Raw genomic sequence first — 23,520 nt, 5'->3', positions numbered from 1 at the left:
GGGTTTTCTGGCTCAATTCATCGCTCGGCGCACACTCCCGGCGTGTCCGCCACGGCCTTTCCCGCCGTCGCAATCGCATCACTCGCCGAAGGGCGGGTCGTCCTCGCGCGGGCGTTCGCGCCCGTCGCCACGATCATCACGGCGATCGTCCCTGCCGCCGCCCAGGAAGCCGGGGATCAGCCCTTCGATGAAGCGTTCGAAGGGGGATTGTTCTTCCTCCTCCAAGGCTTCGAGCGCCTCGAGCGCGCGCTGTTCGGCGGCAAGGCGCATCGCCTCCTGCCGCGCGGCAATGTCGGCGCGCAGACCTTCGGGGATGTCGAGATCGGCCTCGCGCAGGCGCGCATTGCTCATGAAGCTGCGCCAGATTTCGGCCGGAAGCTGCCCGCCCGTCACGCCGCGCATCGCGCTGTTATCGTCATTGCCGACCCACACGCCCGTCACCAGCCCGCCGGCGAACCCGACATAGAGCGCGTCGCGGTGATTCTGGGTCGTGCCGGTCTTGCCGAAGGTGGGGATGCCCAATGCGGCGGCGCGGCCGGTGCCCTGGTTGGTCGCGCTCCACAGCAGATCGAGCATCTTTTCGCGCGTGCCGGGATAGAGTTGGGCGATCTGGCGCGGGGTGCGTTCGGCCAGGCCACTGGGTTCGACCGGATAGGTTCCGCCCGCAATCGCGGCATAAGCGGCGGTGAGTTCGATCAACGTCGTGCCCGACACGCCCAGCGCCATCGAAGGGCCGGAGGCGAGTTCGGAGCCGATGCCCAGCCGCTTGGCCGCATCGGCGACGTTGCTGCGCCCGACCATTTCGGCCACGCGCACCGCCGCGACATTGCTCGATTGGGCAAAGGCGCTGCGCATCGGGATCGGCGGGCCGTAGCGATTGCCGTAATTGTGCGGTTCCCAGCCGTCGATCGTCAGCCGGCTGTTATCGACCAGACTGTCGGGGCCATAGCCGCGCTCCATTGCCGCGAGATAGACGGCCAGCTTGAACGCCGATCCCGGCTGGCGCTTCGCCTGCGTCGCGCGATTGAAGGGACTCGCGCGGTAGCTGCGCCCGCCGATCAGCGCGACGACCTCGCCATTGGGGCGCATCGCGACGAGCGCGGCCTGCGTGGCATGAACGCCACCGCCCCAGCGCGAGAGGATATTGGTGAGCGCCTTGACCGCGGCCTTTTGAAGGGTGGGGTCGAGCGTGGTGCGGACGGTGACTTCGCCCTTCCCTTCCTGCGCCTGCTCCTCGATCTGCGGGGCGACCCAGTCGACGAAATAGGTGCCGGCGGGCAGTTCGTCGGTCGCGACATTGGGGCGGGCGGGCCGGATGCGGGCGAGTTCTTCGGGGGTGATCATCCCCTCCTCCGCCATCGCCGCCAGCACCAGTTTCGACCGCGCCTGCGCGCCCTCCAGATTGCCGACGGGGTTGAGGCGGCTGGGCGCCTTCACCATCCCCGCGAGCATCGCTGCCTGCGCCGCGTTCAGCTTTTCGGGATTCTTGCGAAAATAATGATGCGCGGCGGCGCGCAGGCCATAAGCGCCGTCGCCGAAATAGATGGACGACAGATAGCGCGAGAGAATCTCGTCCTTGCTGAGCCACGCGTCGAGCCAGAGCGCGAGGACGAATTCCTGCACCTTGCGGCCGATCTTGCGGTCCGAGGTGAGAAAGTCGGTCTTGGCGAGCTGCTGCGTGATCGTGGAGCCGCCCTGCACCACGCCGCCCGCACGCATGTTGCGCCAGAAAGCGCGGATCAGCCCGCGCGGATCGACGCCCATATGGCTGGCGAAGCGGCGATCCTCGATCGCGATGAAGGCGCCCTTCACCTCGACCGGCAAAGTCGCGGCGTCGACCGGTGCCTCGCGCGTGCCGCGCCGCGCGATCGGGGTTCCGTCGCTGGCGAGGTAGAGGAAGCTGGGCTTGCGCGGCGGCTGCATATCGCCCCACGGCGGCGCGACCCAACTGGCCCACAGGATCGCGAAGGCGAACAGCCCGGCAAAGGCGATGCCGGTCCACTTGCCGATCCGCCGCCACGGCAGACCGCGCAAGGCATCGCGCAGCCTTTGCTGCCACGGGGCGGGCGGCGCGACCGGTTCGTCGCCCCCTTCGGGATCGGGGGTCGGCGCGTCAGCTTTTGGCAAGCGGAACCAGGAAATCACAAATCGCCCATGATGTGCCGATCTGATAGCGGATCGGACCTTTCGCGGCGTTGAATGGCCGCATGACAGGGTCTTTGACGATGGATTGGGATTTTTCAACTCGCCGACTGGGGTTCCGGCCCGACGGGACGCCGATCGCAGGGGGAATCGCGCCCGACCGACGCTTCCGCGCGACCTTCCGCGTCGAGCCGCAGCATATCGACGAGATGGGCCATGTGAACAATGCGGTGTGGCTGCTGTGGCTGCAGGATATCGCGGCCGCCCACTGGTATGCCGCCGCGCGCGACGAGGATCGCGACCGGCTGGTCGGCATCGTGCTGAAGCATGAGATCGACTATCGCGCCAATGTGGGCGTGGGCGCCGAGATCATTGTCGAAACCTGGATCGACGGCCTGCCGCAGGGGCTGCGCTGCACCCGCATGGCGCGCTTTACCGATGCGACGGGCAAGCTGTTGGTATCGACGACATCGCAATGGGGGATGCTCGATCGCGAGACGGGGCGGCTGGCGCGGATCGGCGCCGATGTCGTCACGCCCTTCCTGCCGCTTGCGGGGGCGGGCGATCCTTCCTAAAGCCGCGTTCGATCGCGTCGGTTCCCCGCAAGGGGATTGAATGGGAATGCGGTGCGGATGCCTGGCATCCCAATCCGCGGCTGTCCCTGCAACTGTAAGCGGCGAGCGCGATGCACAGGCCGGTCCTTCCCGACCGGCAGCCACTGGACCGACAGGTCTGGGAAGGCGTGCATCGGGTGACGACCCGCGAGCCAGGAGACCTGCCGGCGTCTGGTCGCTCTTGCCCTGGCCCAGGGGATGGCCACGGCACGGCTTGTCCGGCTGAGCGACGTGCAAGCGGCGGGGGCCGCGTGGGACGTGCGTGTCGGTCGCTTCAGGCGTCCGGCCGACAGGCGCGTCGTGCCGAAAGGCCTAGCCCCCCGCCTTGTCGTCCGACGCCGGAAGGATCGACAAGATGAGTAAGATTCCAGCCACCGTCATCACCGGATTCCTGGGGGCGGGCAAGACCACCCTGATCCGCCACCTGCTGCAGAACGCCAAGGGCCGCCGCCTCGCGCTCGTCATCAACGAGTTCGGCGATGTCGGCGTCGACGGCGAACTGGTGAAGGGCTGCAATGACGAGGCATGCCCCGAGGACGATATCGTCGAACTGGCGAACGGCTGCATCTGCTGCACCGTGGCCGACGATTTCCTGCCGACGATGATGAAGCTGCTCGATCGGCCGAATCCGCCCGAACATATCATCATCGAGACGTCGGGCCTCGCCCTGCCCAAGCCGCTGGTGAAGGCGTTCCAATGGCCCGACATCCGCACGCGGGCGACCGTGGACGGCGTGGTCGCGCTGATCGATGCCGATGCGGTGGCGGCGGGGCGCTTCGCGACCGACGAGGCTGCGCTGGCGGCGGCGCGCGCGGCCGATCCGACGCTGGACCATGACAGCCCGCTGGAGGAGTTGTTCGAGGAACAGCTCGCCTGCGCCGACATGGTCGTGCTCAACAAGACCGATCTGGTTTCGGCCGATGCGCTGGCGGGTGTCGAGCAGCAGGTCGGGGCCGAGACGCGCCCCGGCGTGAAGATCGTGCGTGCCGATCATGGCGCGGTCGACATCGCCGCCCTTCTGGGCATCACCGCGGCGGCCGAGGACGATCTGGATTCGCGCAAATCGCACATCGACGATGGCGAGGAGCATGACCATGACGACTTCGACAGCTTCGTGCAGACCGGCGGCGAGGTGACCGATCTCGACGCCCTGCTCGGGACAATGGCCGACGTGATCGCCAAGCACGACGTGCTGCGCATCAAGGGGATGGTCGCGGTGGCGGGCAAGCCCAGCCGCCTGATCATCCAGGCGGTCGGCCCGCGCATCCAGCATTTCTACGATCGCGCGTGGAAGGGCGACGAGGCGCGCAAGACCAGCCTGGTCGTGATCGGCCAGAAGGGGCTGGACCGCGCCGCGATCGAGGCCGAATTGGGCGCCGCGATCGCCTGATGCATCTGCTGGCCGCCACTCCGGGGACGGTATCGAACGGCGACGAGGCGATCGACCTCGATCAGTCGCCAGGCGACATCGTGTTCCTGACGGTGGCGGACAGCGAACTCGCCTGCTTCGCGCAGGCGGTGGCGACCTTGGGCGATGGCGCGCCGCGCGTGCGCCTCGCCAACCTGCTCCAGTTGAAGCATCCCTATTCGGTCGACCTCTATGTCGAAAAGGTGATCGCGCGCGCCAAATTCGTGTGCGTCGTCCTGCTCGGCGGCAAGGCGTACTGGCCCTACGGGATCGACGAGATTGCGCGGGTGGCGCGGGAGGAGGGGATCGCCTTTGCCGCAATCGCCGACGGGCGCGAGGGCGATCCGACGCTCGATCTCGCCTGCACCGTCGCGCCCGATATGGTCGAACGGCTGCGCGATTATCTGCGGCAGGGGGGCGTCGCCAACGCCGCCAATTTCCTGCGCCACGCCGCGCAATTGATCGGTCGCGACATCGGCACGCCCGACGATCCGGTGCCGATCGCCGATGCGGGCCTCTATGTGCGCGGGGTCGATCGGCCGACGATCGCCGACGTGCGGGCGCGCTGGATGCCGGGGCGGCCGACCGCTTTGCTCTGCTTCTATCGCGCGCTGATGATCGCGGGGACGCTCGACGCGGTCGATGCGCTGGTGGCGGCGCTGGAGGGGCAAGGGCTGAACGTCGTCGCGGTCCATGTCCGCGCGCTGCGCGAGCCGTTCGCGATCGATCTGCTGCGCGGGGTGATCGGCGAAGTCGCGCCCGACGTGATCCTGAACGCTACGTCGTTCGCCGCCTCGTCTCCGGGCGAAAGCCGGATCGCGAGCGTGCTGGAGCAGGCCGACTGCCCAATCCTGCAGACCGTGTTCGCGGGCGCGATCGAGGGCGACTGGCGCGACAGCCCGCGTGGCCTGGGTCCGCGCGATCTGGCGATGAACGTCGCGCTGCCCGAGGTCGACGGGCGCCTCTTCACCCGCGCGGTGGCGTTCAAGGCGGCCGAACGCTTCGACGCGGCGACCGAATGCGGGATCGTGGTGCCCAAGGTCGCGCCCGATCGCGTCGCCTTCGTCGCCGATCTCGCGGCGCACTGGGCGCGGCTGCGGGTGACGGCGAAGGCCGATCGCAACGTCGCGCTGGTGCTGGCCAACTATCCCAATCGCGACGGGCGGATCGGCAATGGCGTGGGCCTCGACACGCCCGCCAGCGCCGCCGCGATCCTGAAGGCGCTGGGCGATGCGGGATACGATGTCGGCAACGCGCCGACCGATGGCGCGGCGCTGATGGCGATCATGCTGGCGGGCGTGACCAATGCGGCGGACTCGCGCGATCGGCCGGCCGAGGTGCGGCTGTCGCTGGCCGACTATCGCGCCGGTTTTGATGCGATGCCGGCCGAGGTGCGCGCGGCGGTGGACGAACGCTGGGGCGATGCGGCGGCCGATCCGTTCGTGCGCGACGGCGCCTTCCATCTGGCGGTGCATCGCTTCGGCAATGTCGCGGTCGCGGTGCAGCCGGCGCGTGGCTATAATATCGATCCCAAGACGAGCTATCACGATCCCGCGCTCGTCCCGCCGCATGCCTATCTGGCGTTCCACATCTGGATGAACCGGCATTTCGGCGCGCACGCCGTCGTCCATGTCGGCAAGCATGGCAATCTGGAATGGCTGCCGGGCAAGGCGCTGGCTTTGTCCGAGACCTGCTTTCCCGAAGTGTGCGCAGGGCCGGTGCCGCAGCTTTATCCCTTCATCGTCAACGATCCGGGCGAAGGCACGCAGGCGAAGCGGCGGATCGGCGCGGCGATCATCGACCATCTGACCCCGCCCCTCACCCGCGCCGAAAGCTATGGGCCGTTGAAGGCGCTCGAGGCGCTGGTCGACGAATATTATCTGGCGGCGGGGATGGACCCGCGCCGGTTGAACCACCTGAAGGGCGAAATCCTCGATCTGGCACGGTCGCAGGGTCTGGATACCGATGCAGGCGCGAGCGGCGATGGCGAGGATGCACTGTCGGCGATCGACAATTATCTGTGTGAGCTGAAGGAAATGCAGATCCGCGATGGGCTGCACATCTTCACGAGGTCGCCCACCGAACGACTGCGCACCGACCTCCTGATCGCCTTGTCCCGCACGCCGCGCGGGCATGATGCGCCGGGGCAGGCTTCGCTGCTGCGCGCGATGGCGGACGATCTGGGGCTGGACTTCGATCCGCTCGATTGCGTGATGGGGGAGGCCTGGCGCGGGCCGCGGCCTGACGTGCTGGCGGCGGTGGCGAGCGATCCGTGGCGGACGACCGGCGACACGATCGAACGCCTCGAATTGCTGGCAACTGCCCTCGTCTCCTCCCTTCGTCACCCCGGACTTGATCCGGGGTCCCGCTTCTTCTCTGACGCGGACAAAGTTAGCGGGACCCCGGATCAAGTCCGGGGTGACGATGTGGGGGAGAGGACGTCATCCGTTATCGCGTCGATCCGCGATGACCTCGCTCCGCGCGTTGACGCCTGTGGCAACGCCGAGCAGGCCGCCTTGCTCGCGGGCCTCGACGGGCGTTTCGTCACCCCCGGCCCGTCCGGCGCGCCGACGCGCGGGCGGCCCGATGTGCTGCCGACCGGGCGCAATTTCTACTCGGTCGACACGCGCTCCGTCCCGACCGCGACCGCGTGGGATCTGGGGCAGCGTTCCGCACAGTTGCTGGTCGACGATTATTTCCAGCGCGAGGGGGATTGGCCCAAGGCGATGGCGCTGAGCGCGTGGGGCACCGCGAACATGCGGACCGGAGGGGACGATATCGCGCAGGCGCTGGCGCTGATGGGGGTGCGGCCGACGTGGGACTGGACGTCGGGCCGCGTCACGGGGTTCGAGGTGATGAAAGTCGCCGAGCTGCGCCGCCCGCGCGTCGACGTGACCTTCCGCGTATCGGGCTTCTTCCGCGATGCCTTCCCCGAGCAGATCGACCTGCTCGACAGCGCGGCGCGCGCGGTGATGGCGCTCGACGAACCGATCGAGGACAATCCCGCCGCCGCGCGCCATCGGGCAGAGACGGCGCGGCTGATCGATCAGGGCGCGGAGGCGAAGGCGGCGGCACTGCGCGCGGGCTTCCGCGTGTTCGGCTCCAAGCCCGGCGCTTATGGCGCGGGGCTGCAGGCGATGATCGACGAGAAATTGTGGCACGACCGCGCCGACCTGGCGAACGTCTATCTCGACTGGGGCAGCTATGCCTATGGCGCGGGCGTGGAGGGCGATGCCGAGCGCGAGCTGTTCACGCAGCGGCTCGCCTCCGCTGACGCCGTGGTCCAAAACCAGGACAATCGCGAGCACGACCTGCTCGACAGCGACGATTATTACCAGTTCGAAGGCGGCATCGCCTCGGCCGTAGAGCATCTCTCGGGCAAGCGCCCGCGCGCTTATCACAACGATCACAGCCGCCCCGAACGCCCGGTCGTCCGCACGCTGGAGGACGAGATCGGCCGGGTGGTGCGCGCGCGCGTGACCAATCCCAAGTGGATCGCGGGGGTGATGCGCCACGGCTATAAGGGCGCGTTCGAGATTGCGGCGTCGGTCGACTATCTGTTCGCCTTCGCCGCGACCACGCATGCGGTGCGCGATCATCATTTCGACGCGGTCCACGCCGCCTTCATCGAGGATGAGGCCGTGCGCGCCTTCATGGCGGACGCCAACCCGGCGGCGTTGCGCGAGACGGCGGCCCGGCTCGCCGAGGCGCTGCAGCGCGGGCTATGGAAGCCGAAATCGAACAGCGCGGGCATGCTGCTCGCCGAGATTGCAGGAGAGTGACGATGGCCGAGCGGACCGAGGAACAGCACAAGGCGAAGATGCAGAAGCTGCAGGCCGCGCATGACAAGATGGTCGCGGCCAAGACGATCGAAAAGGGCCTGCTGATCGTCCACACCGGCAAGGGCAAGGGCAAGACCACCGCCGCTCTCGGCATGGTCGTGCGCGCGATCGGACATGGCAAGAAGGTGGGCGTCGTCCAGTTCGTGAAGGGCGCGATGGCGACGGGCGAAAAGGCGGTGTTCGATGCCTTCCCGAACCAGATCGAGTTCAAGCCGATGGGCGAAGGCTTCACCTGGGACACGCAGGACCGCGCCCGCGACATCGCGGTGGCGCGCGAGGCGTGGGACGAGGTGAAGCGCATGATCCTCGACCCCAGCTATGACATGGTGCTGGCGGACGAGCTGAACATCGTCCTGCGCTACGACTATCTGCCGGTCGACGAAGTGATCGAGGTGCTGAAGGCGAAGCCCGAGATGACCCATGTCATCGTCACCGGCCGCAACGCGCCCGACGCGGTGATCGAGATCGCCGACCTGGTGACCGAGATGACCCTGGTGAAGCACCCCTTCCGCGAACAGGGCGTGAAGGCGCAGGCGGGGGTCGAGTTCTGACCGGAGACGATCTCGAGACGCTGCTCAGCTGGCGGCGCGACGTTCGGCACTTCGACACGCGACCGATCGACGCGGCGGTGATCGATCGGCTGTTCGAACTTGCGCAACTGGCGCCATCGGTGGGCAATGCGCAGCCGTGGCGCTTCGTGCGGGTGAAGACGCAGGCGTTGCGCGCGACGCTGGCGGAGCATGTCGATGAGCGGGCGCGGGCGGCAGGCGAGACCTATGGCGAGAGCGAGCGGGCGGCGCTCTACGCCTCGCTCAAGCTGCACGGATTGCGCGAGGCGCCCGAGATCGTCGCGGTCTTCTGCGACGAGGAGCCGCCGCAGGGCCACGGCCTGGGCCGCGCGACGATGCCCGAGGCGCTGCGTTATTCGACGGTGCTGGCGATCCACACGCTCTGGCTCGCCGCGCAGAATGAGGGGATCGGGCTCGGCTGGGTTTCGATCGTCGATCCGGCTTTCGTGACCGACCTGCTCGACGTGCCCGCGCAATGGCGCTTCGTCGCTTTGCTATGCATCGGCTATCCGATCGCGCCGTCCGACACGCCCGAACTCGAACGGCGCGGCTGGCAGGCCCGCGGCGACTGGCGCGCGAATATCAGTGAGCGTTAGGCGGTCCACTCTGCGAGGTCCGGCTCGCCGCCAATGAGCGCGAGGCCGTGGGCGATTGAGGTGAGTTCGCCGCCGGTTGCGATGCGATCGCTGCCGAAGCGCCGGTCGAACAGAGCGCGGATCGCGGGGATGAGCGAGGAGCCGCCGGTCAGGAACACGCGGTCGATTTCGTTGGCCGACACGCCCGCGCGCTCCAGCCCCGCCTCCATCGCGGCCTCGATGCGGCGCAGATCGTCGGCGATCCAGGCTTCGAAATCGGTGCGGCGGACGTCGCCGTCGATTTCGATGTCGTCGCCCGCAAAATGGAACAGGGCGTGTTCCTCGCTGGAAAGCGCGCGCTTGAGGCGGCCGACCGCGTCATAGAGCGGGAAGCCCTGTTCATGTTCGATCAGCGCGATCATCCGGCCGATCGGTTCGGGATCGACCGCGTCGCGCTGGAGCCGACGCAGTTCGTCCATCGTCTTGCGATTGCGCATCAAGGCGAGGCGCGACCAATCGGCGAAATCGTTGAAATAGCCGCCGGGGATTTCGAGCGTCTTGCCGAACGATCGGTAGGAGCCGCCCTTGCCCAGCATCGGCAGCACCAGATGTTCGACGATGCGGCGATCGAAGCGGTCGCCCGCAATGCCGATGCCCGATGAGGCGAGCGGGACGCAGCGGCGCGGGGCGCCCGGTTCGGCCACGCGCACGATCGAGAAATCGGTGGTGCCGCCGCCGAAATCGGCGACCAGGATCGTCGCAGGCTCGGTGAGGCGCGAGGCGTAGGAGTAAGCGGCGCCGAGCGGCTCATAGACATAGTGAAGCTCGACCCCGAAATTGTCGAACATCAGGTCGTAGCGTTGGCGCGCCAGCGCGGGATCGGGGCGGCCACCGGCATATTCGACCGGGCGGCCGATGATGATCCGCTGCGGCCGATTGTCGAGCTGCCCGCCCGCATGTGCCACCAGCTTCTGCAGGAACAGGCGGCCCATATCCTCGAACCGGAAGGGCTTTCCGAAGATCAGGGCGCGTTCGAAGGCGGCGCTGGCCGCGACCGTCTTGAACGACTGGACGAAGCGGCTGTCGAGCGGGGATTGGAGATATTCGGCGATCGCCCACGGCCCCGCTTCATGCGCAATCCCGTTCCAGCCGCGCTCCTCCTCCCAGAAACAAATCGCCGATCGGAAGATCGCGCCGGTCGCTTCCTCGCCCGCAAACTCGATCAGATGCGCGCCGCCCGCGCCGTCGGCCAAGGCCGCGACGGTGTTGGTGGTGCCGAAATCGAGGCCGAGCACGCCGGACACTTGGGTCTCCTGAACAGGGCGGGCGCCTATGGCATGGCGTGCCGCGAGCGACAAGTTTCGGTCCTCATCCGATCAATCTATTATTGATAATGACTCGCAATAGTATATACTGACACCCCATCAGATTGATAGGAGACCGGAGCATGAACGCGAACGCGCAGCAGGTGATCGACTGGAACGGCGATAGCGGCGCAAGCTGGGTCGCCTATCAGGAACAGCTCGATCGGATGCTCGAACCCTATGGTGCGGCGGCCTTCGCCAAGGCGGCGATCCGGTGCGGCGATCATGTGCTCGATATCGGTTGCGGTGCCGGCGAAAGCACGCTGGCGATCGCGTGGGAGACGGGGCCGACCGGCCGCGCGCTGGGCATCGACATATCCGAGCCGCTGATCCGCCGCGCGCGCGAACGCGTGTGGGATACGATGTCGCAGGCCGAGTTCCGGATTGCGGATGCGAGCAATGCGCCGCTGCCGGTGGCGGGGTTCGATTGCCTGTTCTCGCGCTTCGGGGTGATGTTCTTCGACGATCCGGTCGCCGCCTTCACCCATCTGCGCACCACGTTGAAGCCCGGCGGACGGATCGTCTTCGCCTGCTGGCGCGGGGCGGCGGAGAATGACTGGGCGACGTTGCCGCTGCAGGCGATCGAGGGGATCGTGCCGCCCCCGGCCAAGCCATCGCCCGCAGCACCCGGCCCGTTCTCCTTCGGCGATCCCGATCGGGTGCGCGACATATTGGCTAAGGCGGGTTTCGGCGGAATCGATATCGAGCCGGTCGATCATCCCGTCGTCTTCGGCGAAGGCGCGACCGGGGCCGCGGCGGTCGACGACGCGCTCGACCGCGCCTTTGCGGTGGGGCCGCTGCGCCGCGCGCTGGCGGGGCAACCCGATCTGGTGGTGGTGAAGGCAGCCGCCGCCGTCCACGCCGCCTTCACGCGCAAGCTGGTCGACAATCGGGTGCTGATTGACGGAGCGGGCTGGATCGTCTCCGCGCGCAACCGGGCACACTAACTCCGCTCACTAACCCGATAGACGACGCTGTAGCCTATATGATCGGACAGCATCGTTCCGTCCGCCTCGCGCCCGAACAGGGGCAGGCGGCGGACGGGGCGGATGGCGGTGGCGTCGGTCCCGGCGAAGAATTGCCAGTCGGTCGCGTGGGCGAGCGGCAGGTTCGACGCGATCGGCAGATCGAGGCCGCATTCGCCCCTGCCCTGCCCGCAGAACATCGCAGGTTTGCGCACCACGCCCATCGCGGTCGCAGGCGCCATGTTCCAGCGGCGGCCATGCGCCTGAAGCGCCTCCAGCCGGCCGATAGAATGGACGTTGAAGTCGCCCGCGAACAGGCGGACGTGTTTCGTGCCGCCAATCAGCCGATCGACAGCATCGAGTTGCGCGCGATAGGCGGTGAGGTTGCGCTGCGGCGACGTCATCGAGCTTTTGCGGCAGTTGAGATGGGTGGTCGCGATCTCGATCGGTTCGGCCATGCCGGGCGCCTTGACCGTCGCGACCAGCACGCCCTTGTTCGCGCCGCAATCGAGCCCCGCGCAGGCGGCGAACGCGGCCGATCGGGTGGCGAGGATCGGAAAGTCGGAGAAGATGGCGAGGCCGCTCGACAGGACGGGCGCGCTGCGCTCGCCCAGATACCAGCTGCGCTTCGCGACGAAATCGGCCGGCAACGGCATGTCGGTGCGCGACGCTTCCGCCGCCGGACCGAATGCCTGATAGCGATAGCCGGCCAGCCGCCCGATCGCGCGCGCATCCTCCGTAAAGGCTTCCTGCAGCACCACGATATGCGGCGCGACGCCCGCCTGCCGCAGCATGCGCAGCCGTTCGGCGATGCGGGCGAGATCCTCGCCACGGCCCGACTTGATCGGCCAGGGCAGCGCCTCGACATTGTAGGTGAGGACGCTGATCTCATCGGCGCGATGGTGGAGTTCGGGCGCGATGGCCTTTTCGCCCAGCCGCTGCACGCCGGGGCTGATCGGTGACGACCAGATCGCGCCGACCATCGCCAGCGCCGCCAGCAAGCCTGCCTTCATCGTTCGTCTCCGCCGCGATCGAAGTCACGGCGCTTTTGCGCGAAAAATGTTTCAGTCGCCCGGTCATCCGCATGTCAAAACGGTTGCTGAACGCATCCGACACAAGTCGATGAACAGCATGAGAGGTCGACGAACGGCTCTGGCCCCCAACGGGGCTTACTTTATTTCCCGATCATGCCTTTTATTACATCGTTGATCGCATGATGCGTCGTTTCAAGCCGCAGCTTTTCCTGGCTTTAGGCGCGATTACGGCCGCCGCATCGCCCGCCGCCGCGCAGACGGCGGTGAATGCTTATCCGGCCAGCTTCTTTACCCCCTTTTCCCCCGCCAACGCGCTGGAGATCGTACGGCGCGTGCCCGGCTTCGTGATCGAGAAGGTCGACGAGGATATTCGCGGCTTCAGCCAGGCGGCGGGCAATGTCGTGATCAACGGGCAGCGACCGATCTCGAAATCGGACAGTATCGAGGTGATCCTGTCACGCATCCCCGCCAACCGCGTCGTGCGGGTCGAGGTGGGATCGGGCGAACGCTTCGGATCCGAATATACCGCCAAGGCGCAGGTGCTGAACCTGGTGCTGAGCGATGCGGGCGGGATCGCGGGCACGGCGGAGGGCACGATCCGGCGCGACTTTCGTGGGCGGCTGACGCCCGAGGCGAGCCTGGCCGGGCTGCTGCGACGGGGCAAATCGACCTTCAACTTGTCCGCGCAGCTGACCAACGGCGTCTATACCGAGGAGGGGTTCGACCGGATCACCACCCTGCCCGCCGGCACGCTGCGCGAGTTTCGCGACAAGGTGAACACGCAGACCGAGCCGACCTATGCGCTGTCGGGCAGCTGGGCCTATGATGGCGGTACCAACCGCACCGCGCATCTGAACGCACGGATCGCGCAGGCGAACTTCAAGCTCGATCAGCGCAACAACGTTTTCCCCGCCACCGGCCCGGCCCGCAACGACGCGCTGACCCAGCGTTTCGACGTGCGGCGGATCGAGATTGGCGGCGATGTGACGCGGCCGCTGGCGGGCGGCGGGATCAAGCTGGTGGGTCTCGCCACACGGCGCGACCGCGATCTGGCCGACACCATCTTCCTGCGCGCGAACGGCGCGTCGCTGGGCGGCAACCAGCAGACGACCGACGATGTGAGCGAGGAGACGCTGGCGCGGCTTTCGTGGAACCGTGCGAACCTGCTCGGCTGGTCGGTCGAGATCGGGGGCGAGGCCGCGCTCAACAAGCTGGACAGCGATGTCGGCCTGTTCGACGTGACGCCCGGCGGCACGCGCAACCGCATCGACCTGCCGATCGATCAGGCGGTGGTGAAGGAGAAGCGCGGCGAATTGTTCATCAATGCGGGACGCCCGATCACGAAGACACTGCGCGCCGATTTGGGCTTCACCTACGAAGCGTCGCGCCTGACGGTGAGCGGCGATGCGCAGGCCGAACGGACTTTGCGTTTCCCCAAGCCCAAGGTAACGATCGACTGGCGCCCGCGCGGCGGATGGCACGCGCAGCTTTCGGTGTCGCGCACAGTCGCGCAGCTTCAGTTCGAAGATTTCATCAGCAGCGCGACCCTGGCCGCCGAACAGATCAACGGCGGCAACGCCAATCTGGTGCCCCAGCGCGCGTGGGAGGTGCTGGCGACGATCGAGCGGCCGATCCTGGGCGATGGCCTGATCAAGATCGAGCTGGGCCATGACAAGGTGCAGAAGGTGCAGGATCGCGTGCCGACACCCGAAGGATTCGACGCGCCCGGCAATCTGGGCAATGGCGACAAGTGGATCGCGCGCGCGAAGGTCGATGCGCCACTCAAGAACTTCGGGATCAAGGGCGGGCGGCTGACGCTCTACGGATCCTATGTCGGAACGTCGGTGGTCGATCCCTATACGTTGGAGAAAAGGCCATTCTCCAATTTCGATGCCTTCTATTTCGAGATCAATTTCCGGCAGGATCTGGGCAAGTTTGCCTGGGGCGTGGATGCGGAGGGCAACACCCATTCGACCACGTTCCGCCGCAACGAACGCGACCGTTTCTCGCGCCGCAATCCCGATACCAGCGTCTTCGTGGAATATCGGCCGACCGGGCGCACCACGCTGAACCTGACGCTGAACAACATCACGCAGGCGCCATCCTATCGCCGGCGCACCTTCTTCTTCCCCGATCGCACCAACCCCGATCCGGGCCAGTTGGAGATCCGCCAGCGCAACCGCCACATATTGCCGACGCTGAAGATCAAGCACAGTTTCGGATAATCGACCGATTTTCCGAATTGGCGTCAAAAATTATCGCCTCCTGCCTTGACGGCGGGCGCGATCCATTATGTGATGGCCCCGCTCAAAACAGAAAAAGGCTGGCCGTCCGCGCGCCGGTTCGTGTGCGGATCGCCTCCGGCGAGGAGAAGACACGATGAACGAGATGAGCCCCATTGAATTGCCGCCGATCCCGATGTCGCATCGCGACCAGACCGTCGGCTTCGGCAAAGGCTGGTATTGCGTCGCCGAAAGCGCCGAGATCAGCGCCGACACCTTGCTGCCCGTATCCTATTTCGACCGCGAGCTGATCGTGTTCCGCGACAAGAATGGCGATGCGAAGGTGGCCGACGCCTATTGCCCGCATCTGGGCGCGCATCTGGCGAGCGCGGACGGCTGCATCGATGCGGGCGAGATCGTCTGCCCGTTCCACAAGTGGCGCTTCGACGCGACGAGCGGCAAGTGCAACTCGATCCCCTATACCAAGTTCGTTCCCCCGCAGGCGAAGCTGAGCTTCTACCCGACGATGGAGATGAACGGCATGGTGCTGATGTGGTGGCACAATGCCGGCGCGGCGCCCGAGGCCAAGCCGTACAACGTGATCGAGGCGCATTCGGACAAGGTGTGGCTGCCCGCGTTCGAGCGCAGCTTCGAAACCACCGTGCCGCTGCGTGACCTGCATGAAAACATCTTCGACACTGCGCATATCCAGCAGCTTCACCGCAGCAACGGCATGCCCGAGATCGCCGACGTCGTGCGCCACGATTTCGGCCTCGAGGTCAATTTCGAAGCGATGCCCGATGGCGAGCGCACCGCGATCCACTTCATGCAGTTCAACTTCAGCGGGATGAGCATGGTCAGCCATGTCGTGCTCGGCACCGGCTATGGCTTTTGCCAGAACAACACGATCACCCCGATCGACCGCGAACGCAGCCTGATGCGGATCCGCATGTTCATGCTCGACACCGGTTCGCCCGAAATGAACGAGCAGATCGGCAAGGCCTTCGCCGCGCGCGTGATGACCGAGATCGATCAGGACATGAAGGTGCTGAACTTCAAGAAGCACCTCGAACGCCCGCTGATCTGCGCCGGCGACGGCCCGATCATGAAGTGGCGCGAATATGCCGAGGAATTGCTGGCGGCGTAATCGCGCCCTTTAAACTCCCCTCCCTGCCTGGGGAGGGGTTGGGGGTGGGTAAGAAAGGGTCGGGGGTCGATCCCCCGGCCTTTTCTTTTATCGAGCGGCGGAGAGTCTTTTGGCGCGCAGACGCGCGCACCCACCCCTCAATCCCCTCCCTAGGCAGGGAGGGGAGATAATAGGATCAGTCGTTCACCCAGCGCGCGAAGATAGCGGTGGGGAGCAGGAGGCCGCGGGCTTCCTCTCGCACCGCCATTTCGCCGACTTCGATGCGACCACCGAGGTCGCCGAGCATCTGTTCGAGTAGCGCCCCGATCGCCAGCGCCGACATGCGCACCGCATAGACGGTGAGGACCAGGAAACGCGAATTGCGATCCAGCACGTTGCGGCAATGCTGGATCAGGCCGGGAAGATGTTCCTCCAGCCGCCAGACTTCCCCATCCGGCCCGCGCCCGAATTTGGGCGGATCGAGGATGATGCCGTCATAGCGACGCGCCCGGCGCACTTCGCGGGCGGCGAACTTCACCGCGTCGTCGACCATCCAGCGGATCGGGCGATCGGACATGTCGGACAGGAAGGCATTGGCCTTGCCCGCCTCGACCGATTTCTTGGACGCATCGACATGCGTGACGCGCGCGCCCTTGCCCGCCAGCGCCAGCGTGCCGACGCCGGTATAGCCGAACAGGTTGAGCATCTCGCTGCCCTCCTGCGTGCGTTCGCGCGCCCATCCCCATTGGGGCATCATGTCGGGGAAGAAGGCGAGATGACGGAAGGGCGTGTTCTGCGCGAGGAAGCGAACCTCCTCCCACTTCAGATGCCAGCCGCCGCGCGGCACATCGCGCGAGAGATGCCACTTGCCGCCGCCATCCTCATCGGACGCGGCGATGAAGTCGCCATCGGCCTGCCAGTCGGACGTGGCGGGCGCCCACATCGCCTGCGGTTCGGGGCGGATGAAGCGAAAGCGGCCGAACCGCTCCAGCTTGCGCCCATGCCCGCTGTCGATCAGGCCGTAATCGTCCCAGGGTTCGGTGATGAGGGTCTTCAGTTCCATATCAATGCGTCACGCCGCCGCCTTCAGCGCGGGGCCGACCGTCGCCAGCGTCTCGCGCCCGGTGAGGATGCGGGTGCCGACGGCGCGGACCTGATCGACCTGGCAGGCATCGATCCGCGCGACGATGGTGGAGAGATCGAGCGGCTTGCCGTGAACCAGCGTCTGGAAACCCAGCCGGTCGGCGCGGCCTTGTACCGATTCCAGCGCCATCAGGATCGTCGCCTTGATCTGCGCCTTGGCGCGCGCGAGTTCGACGTCGCTCAGGGTCGCGGCCGTATCGTGCAGGATCGATCGTGACAGGTTCACCGCACCCGCCGCCTCGGCCCGCGCGGTCGCAAGATAGACGGTCATCATCCCGGTATCGCGCCACGCCGAAACCGAACTGCCGACCGAATAAGCGAGGCCACGCTCCTCACGCACCGCCTGGAACAGCCGCGAGGAAGAACCCTCGCCTGCCGCCTGGCTGAACAGCATCAGCGCGTAATAATCGGGATCGAGATAGGACAGGCCTTCATGCCCGAACAGGATGTGCGCCGATTCCAGCCGGCGCCGCTCGACGAAGTTGCCGCCTTCATAGACGGCCACGTCGGCCACCGGGCGGGGTGCCTGCTCCATGTCGCCGAAGCGGGTTTCGGCGAGCGCCACGAGCGCGTCGAAATCGACCTTGCCCGCCGCCGCCAGCACCATCGCGTCGGGCCGGTAATGCCGTTCGGTCCAGCCGAACAGATCGTCGCGGCCAATCGCCGCGATCGTTTCCTCGTCGCCCAGCACCGGGCGGCCGAAGGCCTGCTTTGGCCAGGCGGTCGAGTGGAAATGATCGTTGATGATATCGTCGGGCTGGTCGCGCGCCTCGCCCAGTTCCTGCAGCACCACATCCTTTTCGCGGACGAGGTCGCTCGGTTCGAAATGCGGCTTGCGGATCAGATCGGCGATCAGGCCGACGCCCAAAGGCGTATCATCGGCCAGCAGCCGCGCCTGAAACACCGTCTGATCGCGCGAGGTATAGGCGTTCAGATAGCCGCCGACATTTTCGATCGCTTCGCTGATCTCGCGCGCGTTACGGCCGCCCGCACCCTTGAACACCATATGTTCGAACAGGTGCGCGAGGCCATTGGTGCGCGCCTCCTCATGCCGCGCGCCGCAATCGACGTGCAGGCCGATGGCGACCGTCTCCACCCCCGCCATCGGATCGGCGGCGACGGTGAAGCCGTTGGGCAGGCGATGGATCAAAGGAGCCGACATGGCGACTTAAGCGTCAGCCCCGACTTGGTCGGCGACGAAGCCTTCGATCGCTTCCATCGTCGCGGGCAAGGTCGCGTAACGCTCCTCGCGCTCGAACAGGTTGCCGACACGGCCGGGCAGCGTCGGGCGCACGCCGGTCGCGCGCTCGACGGCGTCGCCGAACTTGGCCGGGTGCGCGGTCGCCAGCGTCACGACGGGAACGTCGGCCGGCAGATCGGCATCCTGCGCGGCAGCGAAGCCGATCGCGGTGTGCGGATCGAGCAGTTCGCCCGCCTTGTCCTGCCCCCAGCGCATCGCCAGCGCCATGCGATCGGCGTCGACGCGGGTGCTGGCGAACAGCCCTTCGACCTCACCGCGCATCGCGGCGGGGATGGCGAGCTTCTTCGTCTCCTCGAATCCGCGCATCGACGCGGCGAGCGCCGCGCCATCGCGGCCATGCATGTCGAACAACAGGCGTTCGAAGTTCGAACTGACCTGAATATCCATCGATGGCGCCGCCGTGGGCGTGACCGTGCCGACCGAATAATCACCGGCAGAAAGCGCGCGGTGGAGGATGTCGTTGACGTTGGTGGCGACGATCAGCTTGGCGACCGGAAGCCCCATCTTCGACGCGACATAGCCCGCGAACACATCGCCGAAATTGCCGGTGGGCACCGAGAAGGCGACGGGGCGATCGGGCGCGCCAAGGCGCACGGCCGAATAGAAATAATAGACGACCTGCGCCATCAACCGCGCCCAGTTGATCGAATTGACCGCGGCGATGTTGTAGCGTGTGGCGAAGCTCTGATGCGCGAACATAGCCTTCACCAACGCCTGAGCATCGTCGAAGCTGCCTTCGATCGCGATATTGTGGACGTTGGGGGCGAGCACCGTCGTCATCTGCCGACGCTGCACCTCGGACACGCGGCCCTTGGGGTGGAGCATGAAGATGTCGATCTTCGCACGGCCCGCCACCGCATCGATCGCGGCCGAGCCGGTGTCGCCGCTGGTCGCGCCCACGATCGTCAGATGCGTATCGCGATCGCGCAGGAAGCGTTCGAACAGCAGGCCGAGTAGCTGGAGCGCGACATCCTTGAACGCGAGCGTCGGGCCGTGGAACAGCTCCATCACCCACTGGCGATGATCGAGCTGCTTGAGCGGCACGACCGCAGCGTGGCTGAAGCGGCCATAGGCCGTCTCGCACAGGCCCTTGAGTTCCTCGTCGGTCAGCGCGCCCGCGACGAAGGGACGCATGACCGCGACCGCCGTATCGACATAGGACAAGCCCTTGAGCGCCGCGATCTCATCGCGCGAAAATCCCGGCCAGCTTTCGGGGACATAAAGCCCCCCGTCGCTGGCGAGCCCCGCAAGCGTGACATCCTCGAATCCCATCCGGGGTGCGGCCCCGCGCGTGCTGACATACTGCATGATCGGCGGGCCTTAGGCTTTGCGGCGCACAGGGGCAAGAAGAACGGGGTTTTTACGGTGAAAAGGCAGGCGATCGACCCCCGCGGGGGAACAATTTCCGCCCACAACACTTGGCCGATATGGTAAGACAGCGAAGGCAATGATCGAAACGACCGCAATTCCAGGCCCGAAGCCGCGAGTGAAACCTCGCTACAGCTTCGTCGTCGCGGCCTGGGTGGCGTTGTGGACCGCAATCCTCTGCGCGTTGCCCAGCGGGGCGATCTCTTCACCCAAGATGGTGGGATCGGCCTTCGATCCGGCGACCACCAGCGTGGCGCTCAAATCGCGGTCGCAGACCGTCGCCCGGCAATCGGCCGCGCGGCACACCCCGCCCGCCCCCGACATCCACATTCCCGATCGGCGCGCGATCATCCTGACGATGGCGGTCGCGCCCGTCGCGATTGCGCCCGCTTTCGTCCTGCCGTTCGTCGCGACGGACCTGCCCGGCCACTCACGCGGCAACGCCCGGCCCCGCGCCCCGCCGCACGCCTGATCCCGTCCGAACGGCCGCTTTCGCGCGGCGACTCTATCCCGTTGGTTTATCCCAATCGGAGGTGTTTATGGACAGGCGAAAGCCACCCGGATGGTTCCGTTTCGCCCTGTGGGGCGGCGTGGCCGCCGCCGCGGGCATCATCGGCGCGCTGATCAGCGCCGCCGTACAATGAAGATCCGCGACCCTTTTGAATGACCCCGTGGGGCGGCCGACCGGTGGCCGCCCCAACATGTGAAAGCGAGCCGCCATGCCGCATCATACCCCATTGGTCGCGACGATCGTCGCCGGCCTTGTCGTCGCCTTCATCTTCGGCGCGCTCGCGCACCGGATGCGCATATCGCCGATCGCGGGCTATCTGCTCGCCGGCGTCGCGGTGGGCCCCTTCACCCCCGGCTTCGTCGCCCATTCGGGCCTGGCCAACGAACTGGCCGAAATCGGCGTGATCCTGCTGATGTTCGGCGTCGGCCTCCACTTCTCGCTGCGCGACCTGCTGTCGGTGAAAAAGATCGCGGTGCCCGGCGCGATCGGGCAGATCGCGGCGGCGACATTGATGGGCATGGGGCTCGGCTGGCTGTTCGGCTGGACTCCCGTCGCGGGCTTCGTCTTCGGCCTGGCGCTGTCGGTCGCGAGTACCGTGGTGCTGCTGCGCGCGATGCAGTCGCTCGATCTGGTCGATACCGAACGCGGGCGGATCGCGGTCGGCTGGTTGATCGTCGAGGATCTGGTGATGGTGCTGGCGCTCGTCCTGCTGCCGGTCCTCGCCCGTTCCACCAGCGGCGAAGGCGCGAGCGGGACGACCGAAATCGCGATGGCGCTGGGCGGCACGCTGCTGAAGGTCGGCGGGTTCCTGGCGCTGATCCTGATCGTCGGGCGGCGCTTCATCCCCTCGACGCTCCACTGGGTCGCGCATAGCGGATCGCGCGAGCTGTTCCGCCTCGCCGTCCTCGCCATCGCACTGGGCGTCGCTTTCGGCGCGGCCGTGGTGTTCGGGGTCAGCTTCGCACTGGGCGCCTTCTTCGCGGGCATGATCCTGGGCGAAACCGAACTGAGCCGCCGCGCGACCGAAGAGACGCTGCCGCTGCGCGACGCCTTCGCGGTGTTGTTCTTCGTGTCGGTGGGCATGTTGTTCAATCCCAGCATCGTCGTCGAACAGCCGCTGGGCGTGCTGGCGACGGTGGGGATCATCGTGGTCGGCAAATCGATCGCGGCCTATGCGATCGTCCGCGCCTTCGGCCATTCGAGCCACAAGGCGATCACGATCGCGGCCAGCCTTGCGCAGATCGGCGAATTCTCGTTCATCCTGATCACGCTGGGCGCCAATCTGGAAATCTTGCCGGCAGACGCTCGCGACATGGTGCTGGCGGGCGCGATGATCTCAATCTTCCTCAACCCGATCATCTTCTCCTTCGTGCCCCGGCGCGAGGCCGAGGATGCCGAGCCGGAGGCGGAGACCGAGCAGAAGCCGGCGCGCAAGGGGCATTGGATCCTGGTCGGTTACGGCCGTGTCGGCCGCCAGCTGGCCAGCGACATCAGCGAGAAGGCGCGGTCCTTCGTCATCATCGAAGGCGAAAAGGACATGGCCGAGCGCGCCCGCAAATCGGGTTACGAGGTCGTGACCGGCAACGCCGTCGAACAGAAGACGTTGCGCGCGGCAGGCGCGGACCATGCCAGCGTGATCCTGATCGCGATCCCCGAAGGATTCGAGGCGGGCGCGGTGCTGGAACAGGCGCGTGCGATCTGCCCCAACATCCGCGTCATCGCCCGATCGCATTCGGATGCCGAATATGAGCATCTGGAGAAACTGGGCGCCGACTGCGTGATCTCCGGCGAACGCGAAATCGCGCGACGCATGGCGGAGTTGTGTGTGGGGTGATGTGCCCTAGATCCTCCCCCGGAGGGGGAGGGGGACCGGCGAAGCCGGTGGAGGGGTAGTCACAACAACCGCACCGGCTCGCTGCCGGCCAATACCTCTCCACCACCCTTCGGGTGGTCCCCCTCTCCCTCCGGGAGAGGATTTGAGAAGGCTCTGCCCTCGACTACACTCCCCCGATGACCACCCCACTCCACCGCCCGATCTCGCGCACGTCGATGGCGATAGCGGCCTTTTCGACGGTGGTCGAGTGGTACGATTTCACGCTCTACCTCTATCTGGTCACGATCCTGTCGCGGCTGTTCTTCGGCGCGGGCGAGGCTTCGGTGGTGACGACCTTGGGCGGCTTTGCGATCGCCTATCTGCTGCGGCCGATCGGCGCGATCCTGTTCGGGCATATCGGCGACCGATATGGGCGGCGGCGCGCGATGCTGGGATCGATGGCGCTGATGACCGCGGCGATGCTGGCGACCGCGCTGCTCCCCACGCGCGAGGCGATCGGACCGGGGGCGGGCGTCGCGCTGATCCTGCTCCGCTGCGTCATGGCCTTCGCGGTGGGCGGCGAATATACGGGGGTGGTCGCCTATCTGATCGAAGGTGCTGCGCCCAACAGGCGCGGGCTGATCACCTCCTCGGCCTCGGCGGCGAGCGAGCTGGGCGCCTTGCTCGCCGTCGGCATATCCGCCGTGACCGTCGCGAGCATCGCCCCGGCCGCGCTCGACAGCTGGGGCTGGCGCATCCCCTTCCTGATCGGCGCGGCACTGGCCGGCGCGGTCCTGATCATGCGCGCGAGCATGGAGGAGAGCCCCGAATTCGAGCGGCAGCGCGCCGAAGGATCGGTGCCCGCCAACCCGATCGCCCATGCCGCACGCCATCATCGCGCCGCCATCGCACGCGGCTTTGCGATCTCGGCGCTGGGATCGATCAGCTATTATGTCGGCATCACCTATGTCCCCGCCTTCCTGACTGCGACGCGCACGATGGGGGAAGCCGATGCGCTGAGCCTGTCGACGATCGCGGCCGTGGTGGTGATCGCGGTGACGCCGTTGGTCGGCCTGCTGTCCGATCGGATCGGGCGGCGGCCGGTGCTGATCGCCGTCGGGCTGGGCGGGGCGATCCTGCCGATCGCCTTGTTCGGAACGATGGCGGGCGCAGGCTTCGGCGCGGTGCTGGCGGGGGCCGTGGCGCTCGCGGGTCTGGGCGGCGCGGTGAGCGCGGTCGGGGCGGTCGCGACGGCGGAATTGCTGCCCGGCGAAGGGCGGCTCAGCGGCCTCGCCTTCGGCGCGACGGGCGCGACCGCGATCTTCGGCGGGGTGACGCCGTGGCTCGCCCACCTGCTGATCACGCGCACCGGATCGCCGCTGGTGCCGGGCGTGATGATCGCGGCGGTCGCGTTGTGCGTGCTGCCGGTGTTGTGGCGGATGCCGGAGACCAAACCATCCTGAAATCCTCCCCGGTACGGGGAGGTGGCGCCGAAGGCGACGGAGGGGGTTCGCCACAAGCGACAACACCCAGCCTCCTGCCCCCTCCACCATGCTCCGCATG

Annotated in this window: 17 protein-coding genes and 1 riboswitch; of the genes, 11 read left to right on the top strand and 6 right to left on the bottom strand. The window is 66.9% G+C overall.

Translation table 11 applies throughout. The features are described from left to right. Nucleotides 1–78: 78 nt before the first annotated feature. Complete coding sequence (locus tag EOD43_RS17415) at nt 79–2,127, bottom strand: transglycosylase domain-containing protein (protein ID WP_127745294.1); 2,049 nt, start codon at nt 2,125–2,127, stop codon at nt 79–81. Between the two features lie 80 nt (nt 2,128–2,207). Between EOD43_RS17415 and EOD43_RS17410 the strand changes: the two genes are divergently transcribed. The 5 genes from EOD43_RS17410 (at nt 2,208) to bluB (ending at nt 9,171) form a co-directional block, all read left to right on the top strand. Next, nucleotides 2,208–2,717, top strand: coding sequence for an acyl-CoA thioesterase (locus EOD43_RS17410; RefSeq protein ID WP_240653297.1), 510 nt, complete (start codon nt 2,208–2,210; stop codon nt 2,715–2,717). 6 nt (nt 2,718–2,723) lie between these two features. After that, a riboswitch (cobalamin riboswitch) is annotated at nt 2,724–2,939 on the top strand. A 172-nt stretch (nt 2,940–3,111) separates the two neighbouring features. Next, nucleotides 3,112–4,146: a cobalamin biosynthesis protein CobW gene (gene cobW, locus EOD43_RS17405; protein ID WP_127745293.1), complete on the top strand. Its 1,035-nt coding sequence runs from the start codon at nt 3,112–3,114 to the stop codon at nt 4,144–4,146. After that, complete coding sequence (cobN, locus tag EOD43_RS17400) at nt 4,146–7,946, top strand: cobaltochelatase subunit CobN (RefSeq protein WP_127745292.1); 3,801 nt, start codon at nt 4,146–4,148, stop codon at nt 7,944–7,946. The genes cobW and cobN overlap by 1 nt, the downstream gene beginning before the upstream one ends. A 2-nt stretch (nt 7,947–7,948) precedes the next feature. Then, entirely contained in the window at nt 7,949–8,557 is a 609-nt protein-coding gene (gene cobO / locus EOD43_RS17395; protein ID WP_127745291.1) for a cob(I)yrinic acid a,c-diamide adenosyltransferase, read from the top strand. Between the two features lie 20 nt (nt 8,558–8,577). After that, nucleotides 8,578–9,171, top strand: coding sequence for a 5,6-dimethylbenzimidazole synthase (gene bluB / locus EOD43_RS17390; protein WP_127745290.1), 594 nt, complete (start codon nt 8,578–8,580; stop codon nt 9,169–9,171). On the opposite strand, the gene EOD43_RS17385 is transcribed toward bluB, so the two are convergent. Further along, nucleotides 9,168–10,454, bottom strand: a complete 1,287-nt coding sequence (locus EOD43_RS17385; RefSeq protein WP_127745289.1) for an Hsp70 family protein — start codon at nt 10,452–10,454, stop codon at nt 9,168–9,170. The two genes, bluB and EOD43_RS17385, sit on opposite strands and share 4 nt — an antisense overlap. Before the next feature lie 143 nt (nt 10,455–10,597). On the opposite strand from EOD43_RS17385, the gene EOD43_RS17380 reads away from it, so the two are divergent. Next, nucleotides 10,598–11,461, top strand: coding sequence for a class I SAM-dependent methyltransferase (locus tag EOD43_RS17380; RefSeq protein ID WP_127745288.1), 864 nt, complete (start codon nt 10,598–10,600; stop codon nt 11,459–11,461). Here EOD43_RS17380 and EOD43_RS17375 read toward each other — a convergent pair. Next, entirely contained in the window at nt 11,458–12,492 is a 1,035-nt protein-coding gene (locus EOD43_RS17375; protein ID WP_127745287.1) for an endonuclease/exonuclease/phosphatase family protein, read from the bottom strand. The two genes, EOD43_RS17380 and EOD43_RS17375, sit on opposite strands and share 4 nt — an antisense overlap. Nucleotides 12,493–12,692: 200 nt before the next feature. On the opposite strand from EOD43_RS17375, the gene EOD43_RS17370 reads away from it, so the two are divergent. Next, entirely contained in the window at nt 12,693–14,738 is a 2,046-nt protein-coding gene (locus EOD43_RS17370; protein ID WP_127745286.1) for a TonB-dependent receptor, read from the top strand. A gap of 154 nt (nt 14,739–14,892) precedes the next feature. Further along, on the top strand, nt 14,893–15,882 hold the full coding sequence (locus EOD43_RS17365; RefSeq protein WP_127745285.1) for a Rieske 2Fe-2S domain-containing protein: 990 nt from the start codon (nt 14,893–14,895) through the stop codon (nt 15,880–15,882). Nucleotides 15,883–16,057: 175 nt separating this feature from the next. Here the strand turns inward: EOD43_RS17365 and EOD43_RS17360 are convergent, their stop codons facing one another. Genes EOD43_RS17360 through thrC form a run of 3 tightly spaced genes read right to left on the bottom strand, consistent with a single transcriptional unit; the run spans nt 16,058 to nt 19,573 of the window. Next, the gene (locus tag EOD43_RS17360; RefSeq protein ID WP_127745284.1) at nt 16,058–16,924 is read right to left on the bottom strand and encodes a class I SAM-dependent methyltransferase; all 867 of its coding nucleotides are present in this window, start codon (nt 16,922–16,924) and stop codon (nt 16,058–16,060) included. A gap of 9 nt (nt 16,925–16,933) precedes the next feature. Continuing rightward, on the bottom strand, nt 16,934–18,166 hold the full coding sequence (locus EOD43_RS17355) for a M16 family metallopeptidase (RefSeq protein ID WP_127745283.1): 1,233 nt from the start codon (nt 18,164–18,166) through the stop codon (nt 16,934–16,936). A 6-nt stretch (nt 18,167–18,172) separates the two neighbouring features. Further along, nucleotides 18,173–19,573, bottom strand: coding sequence for a threonine synthase (gene thrC, locus EOD43_RS17350; protein WP_127745282.1), 1,401 nt, complete (start codon nt 19,571–19,573; stop codon nt 18,173–18,175). A gap of 178 nt (nt 19,574–19,751) precedes the next feature. Between thrC and EOD43_RS17345 the strand changes: the two genes are divergently transcribed. The 3 genes from EOD43_RS17345 (at nt 19,752) to EOD43_RS17335 (ending at nt 23,420) form a co-directional block, all read left to right on the top strand. Next, nucleotides 19,752–20,105 carry a hypothetical protein gene (locus tag EOD43_RS17345; protein WP_127745281.1) on the top strand — a complete coding sequence of 118 codons (354 nt, stop codon included), beginning with the start codon at nt 19,752–19,754 and terminating at the stop codon, nt 20,103–20,105. A gap of 247 nt (nt 20,106–20,352) precedes the next feature. Continuing rightward, nucleotides 20,353–21,978, top strand: coding sequence for a cation:proton antiporter domain-containing protein (locus tag EOD43_RS17340; protein ID WP_127745280.1), 1,626 nt, complete (start codon nt 20,353–20,355; stop codon nt 21,976–21,978). 176 nt (nt 21,979–22,154) lie between these two features. Next, the gene (locus tag EOD43_RS17335; protein ID WP_240653293.1) at nt 22,155–23,420 is read left to right on the top strand and encodes an MFS transporter; all 1,266 of its coding nucleotides are present in this window, start codon (nt 22,155–22,157) and stop codon (nt 23,418–23,420) included. Nucleotides 23,421–23,520 lie beyond the last annotated feature (100 nt).

Source organism: Sphingomonas crocodyli (assembly GCF_004005865.1).
Classification (GTDB): domain Bacteria; phylum Pseudomonadota; class Alphaproteobacteria; order Sphingomonadales; family Sphingomonadaceae; genus Rhizorhabdus; species Rhizorhabdus crocodyli.
This window is presented reverse-complemented; position numbering and strand designations above follow the sequence as displayed.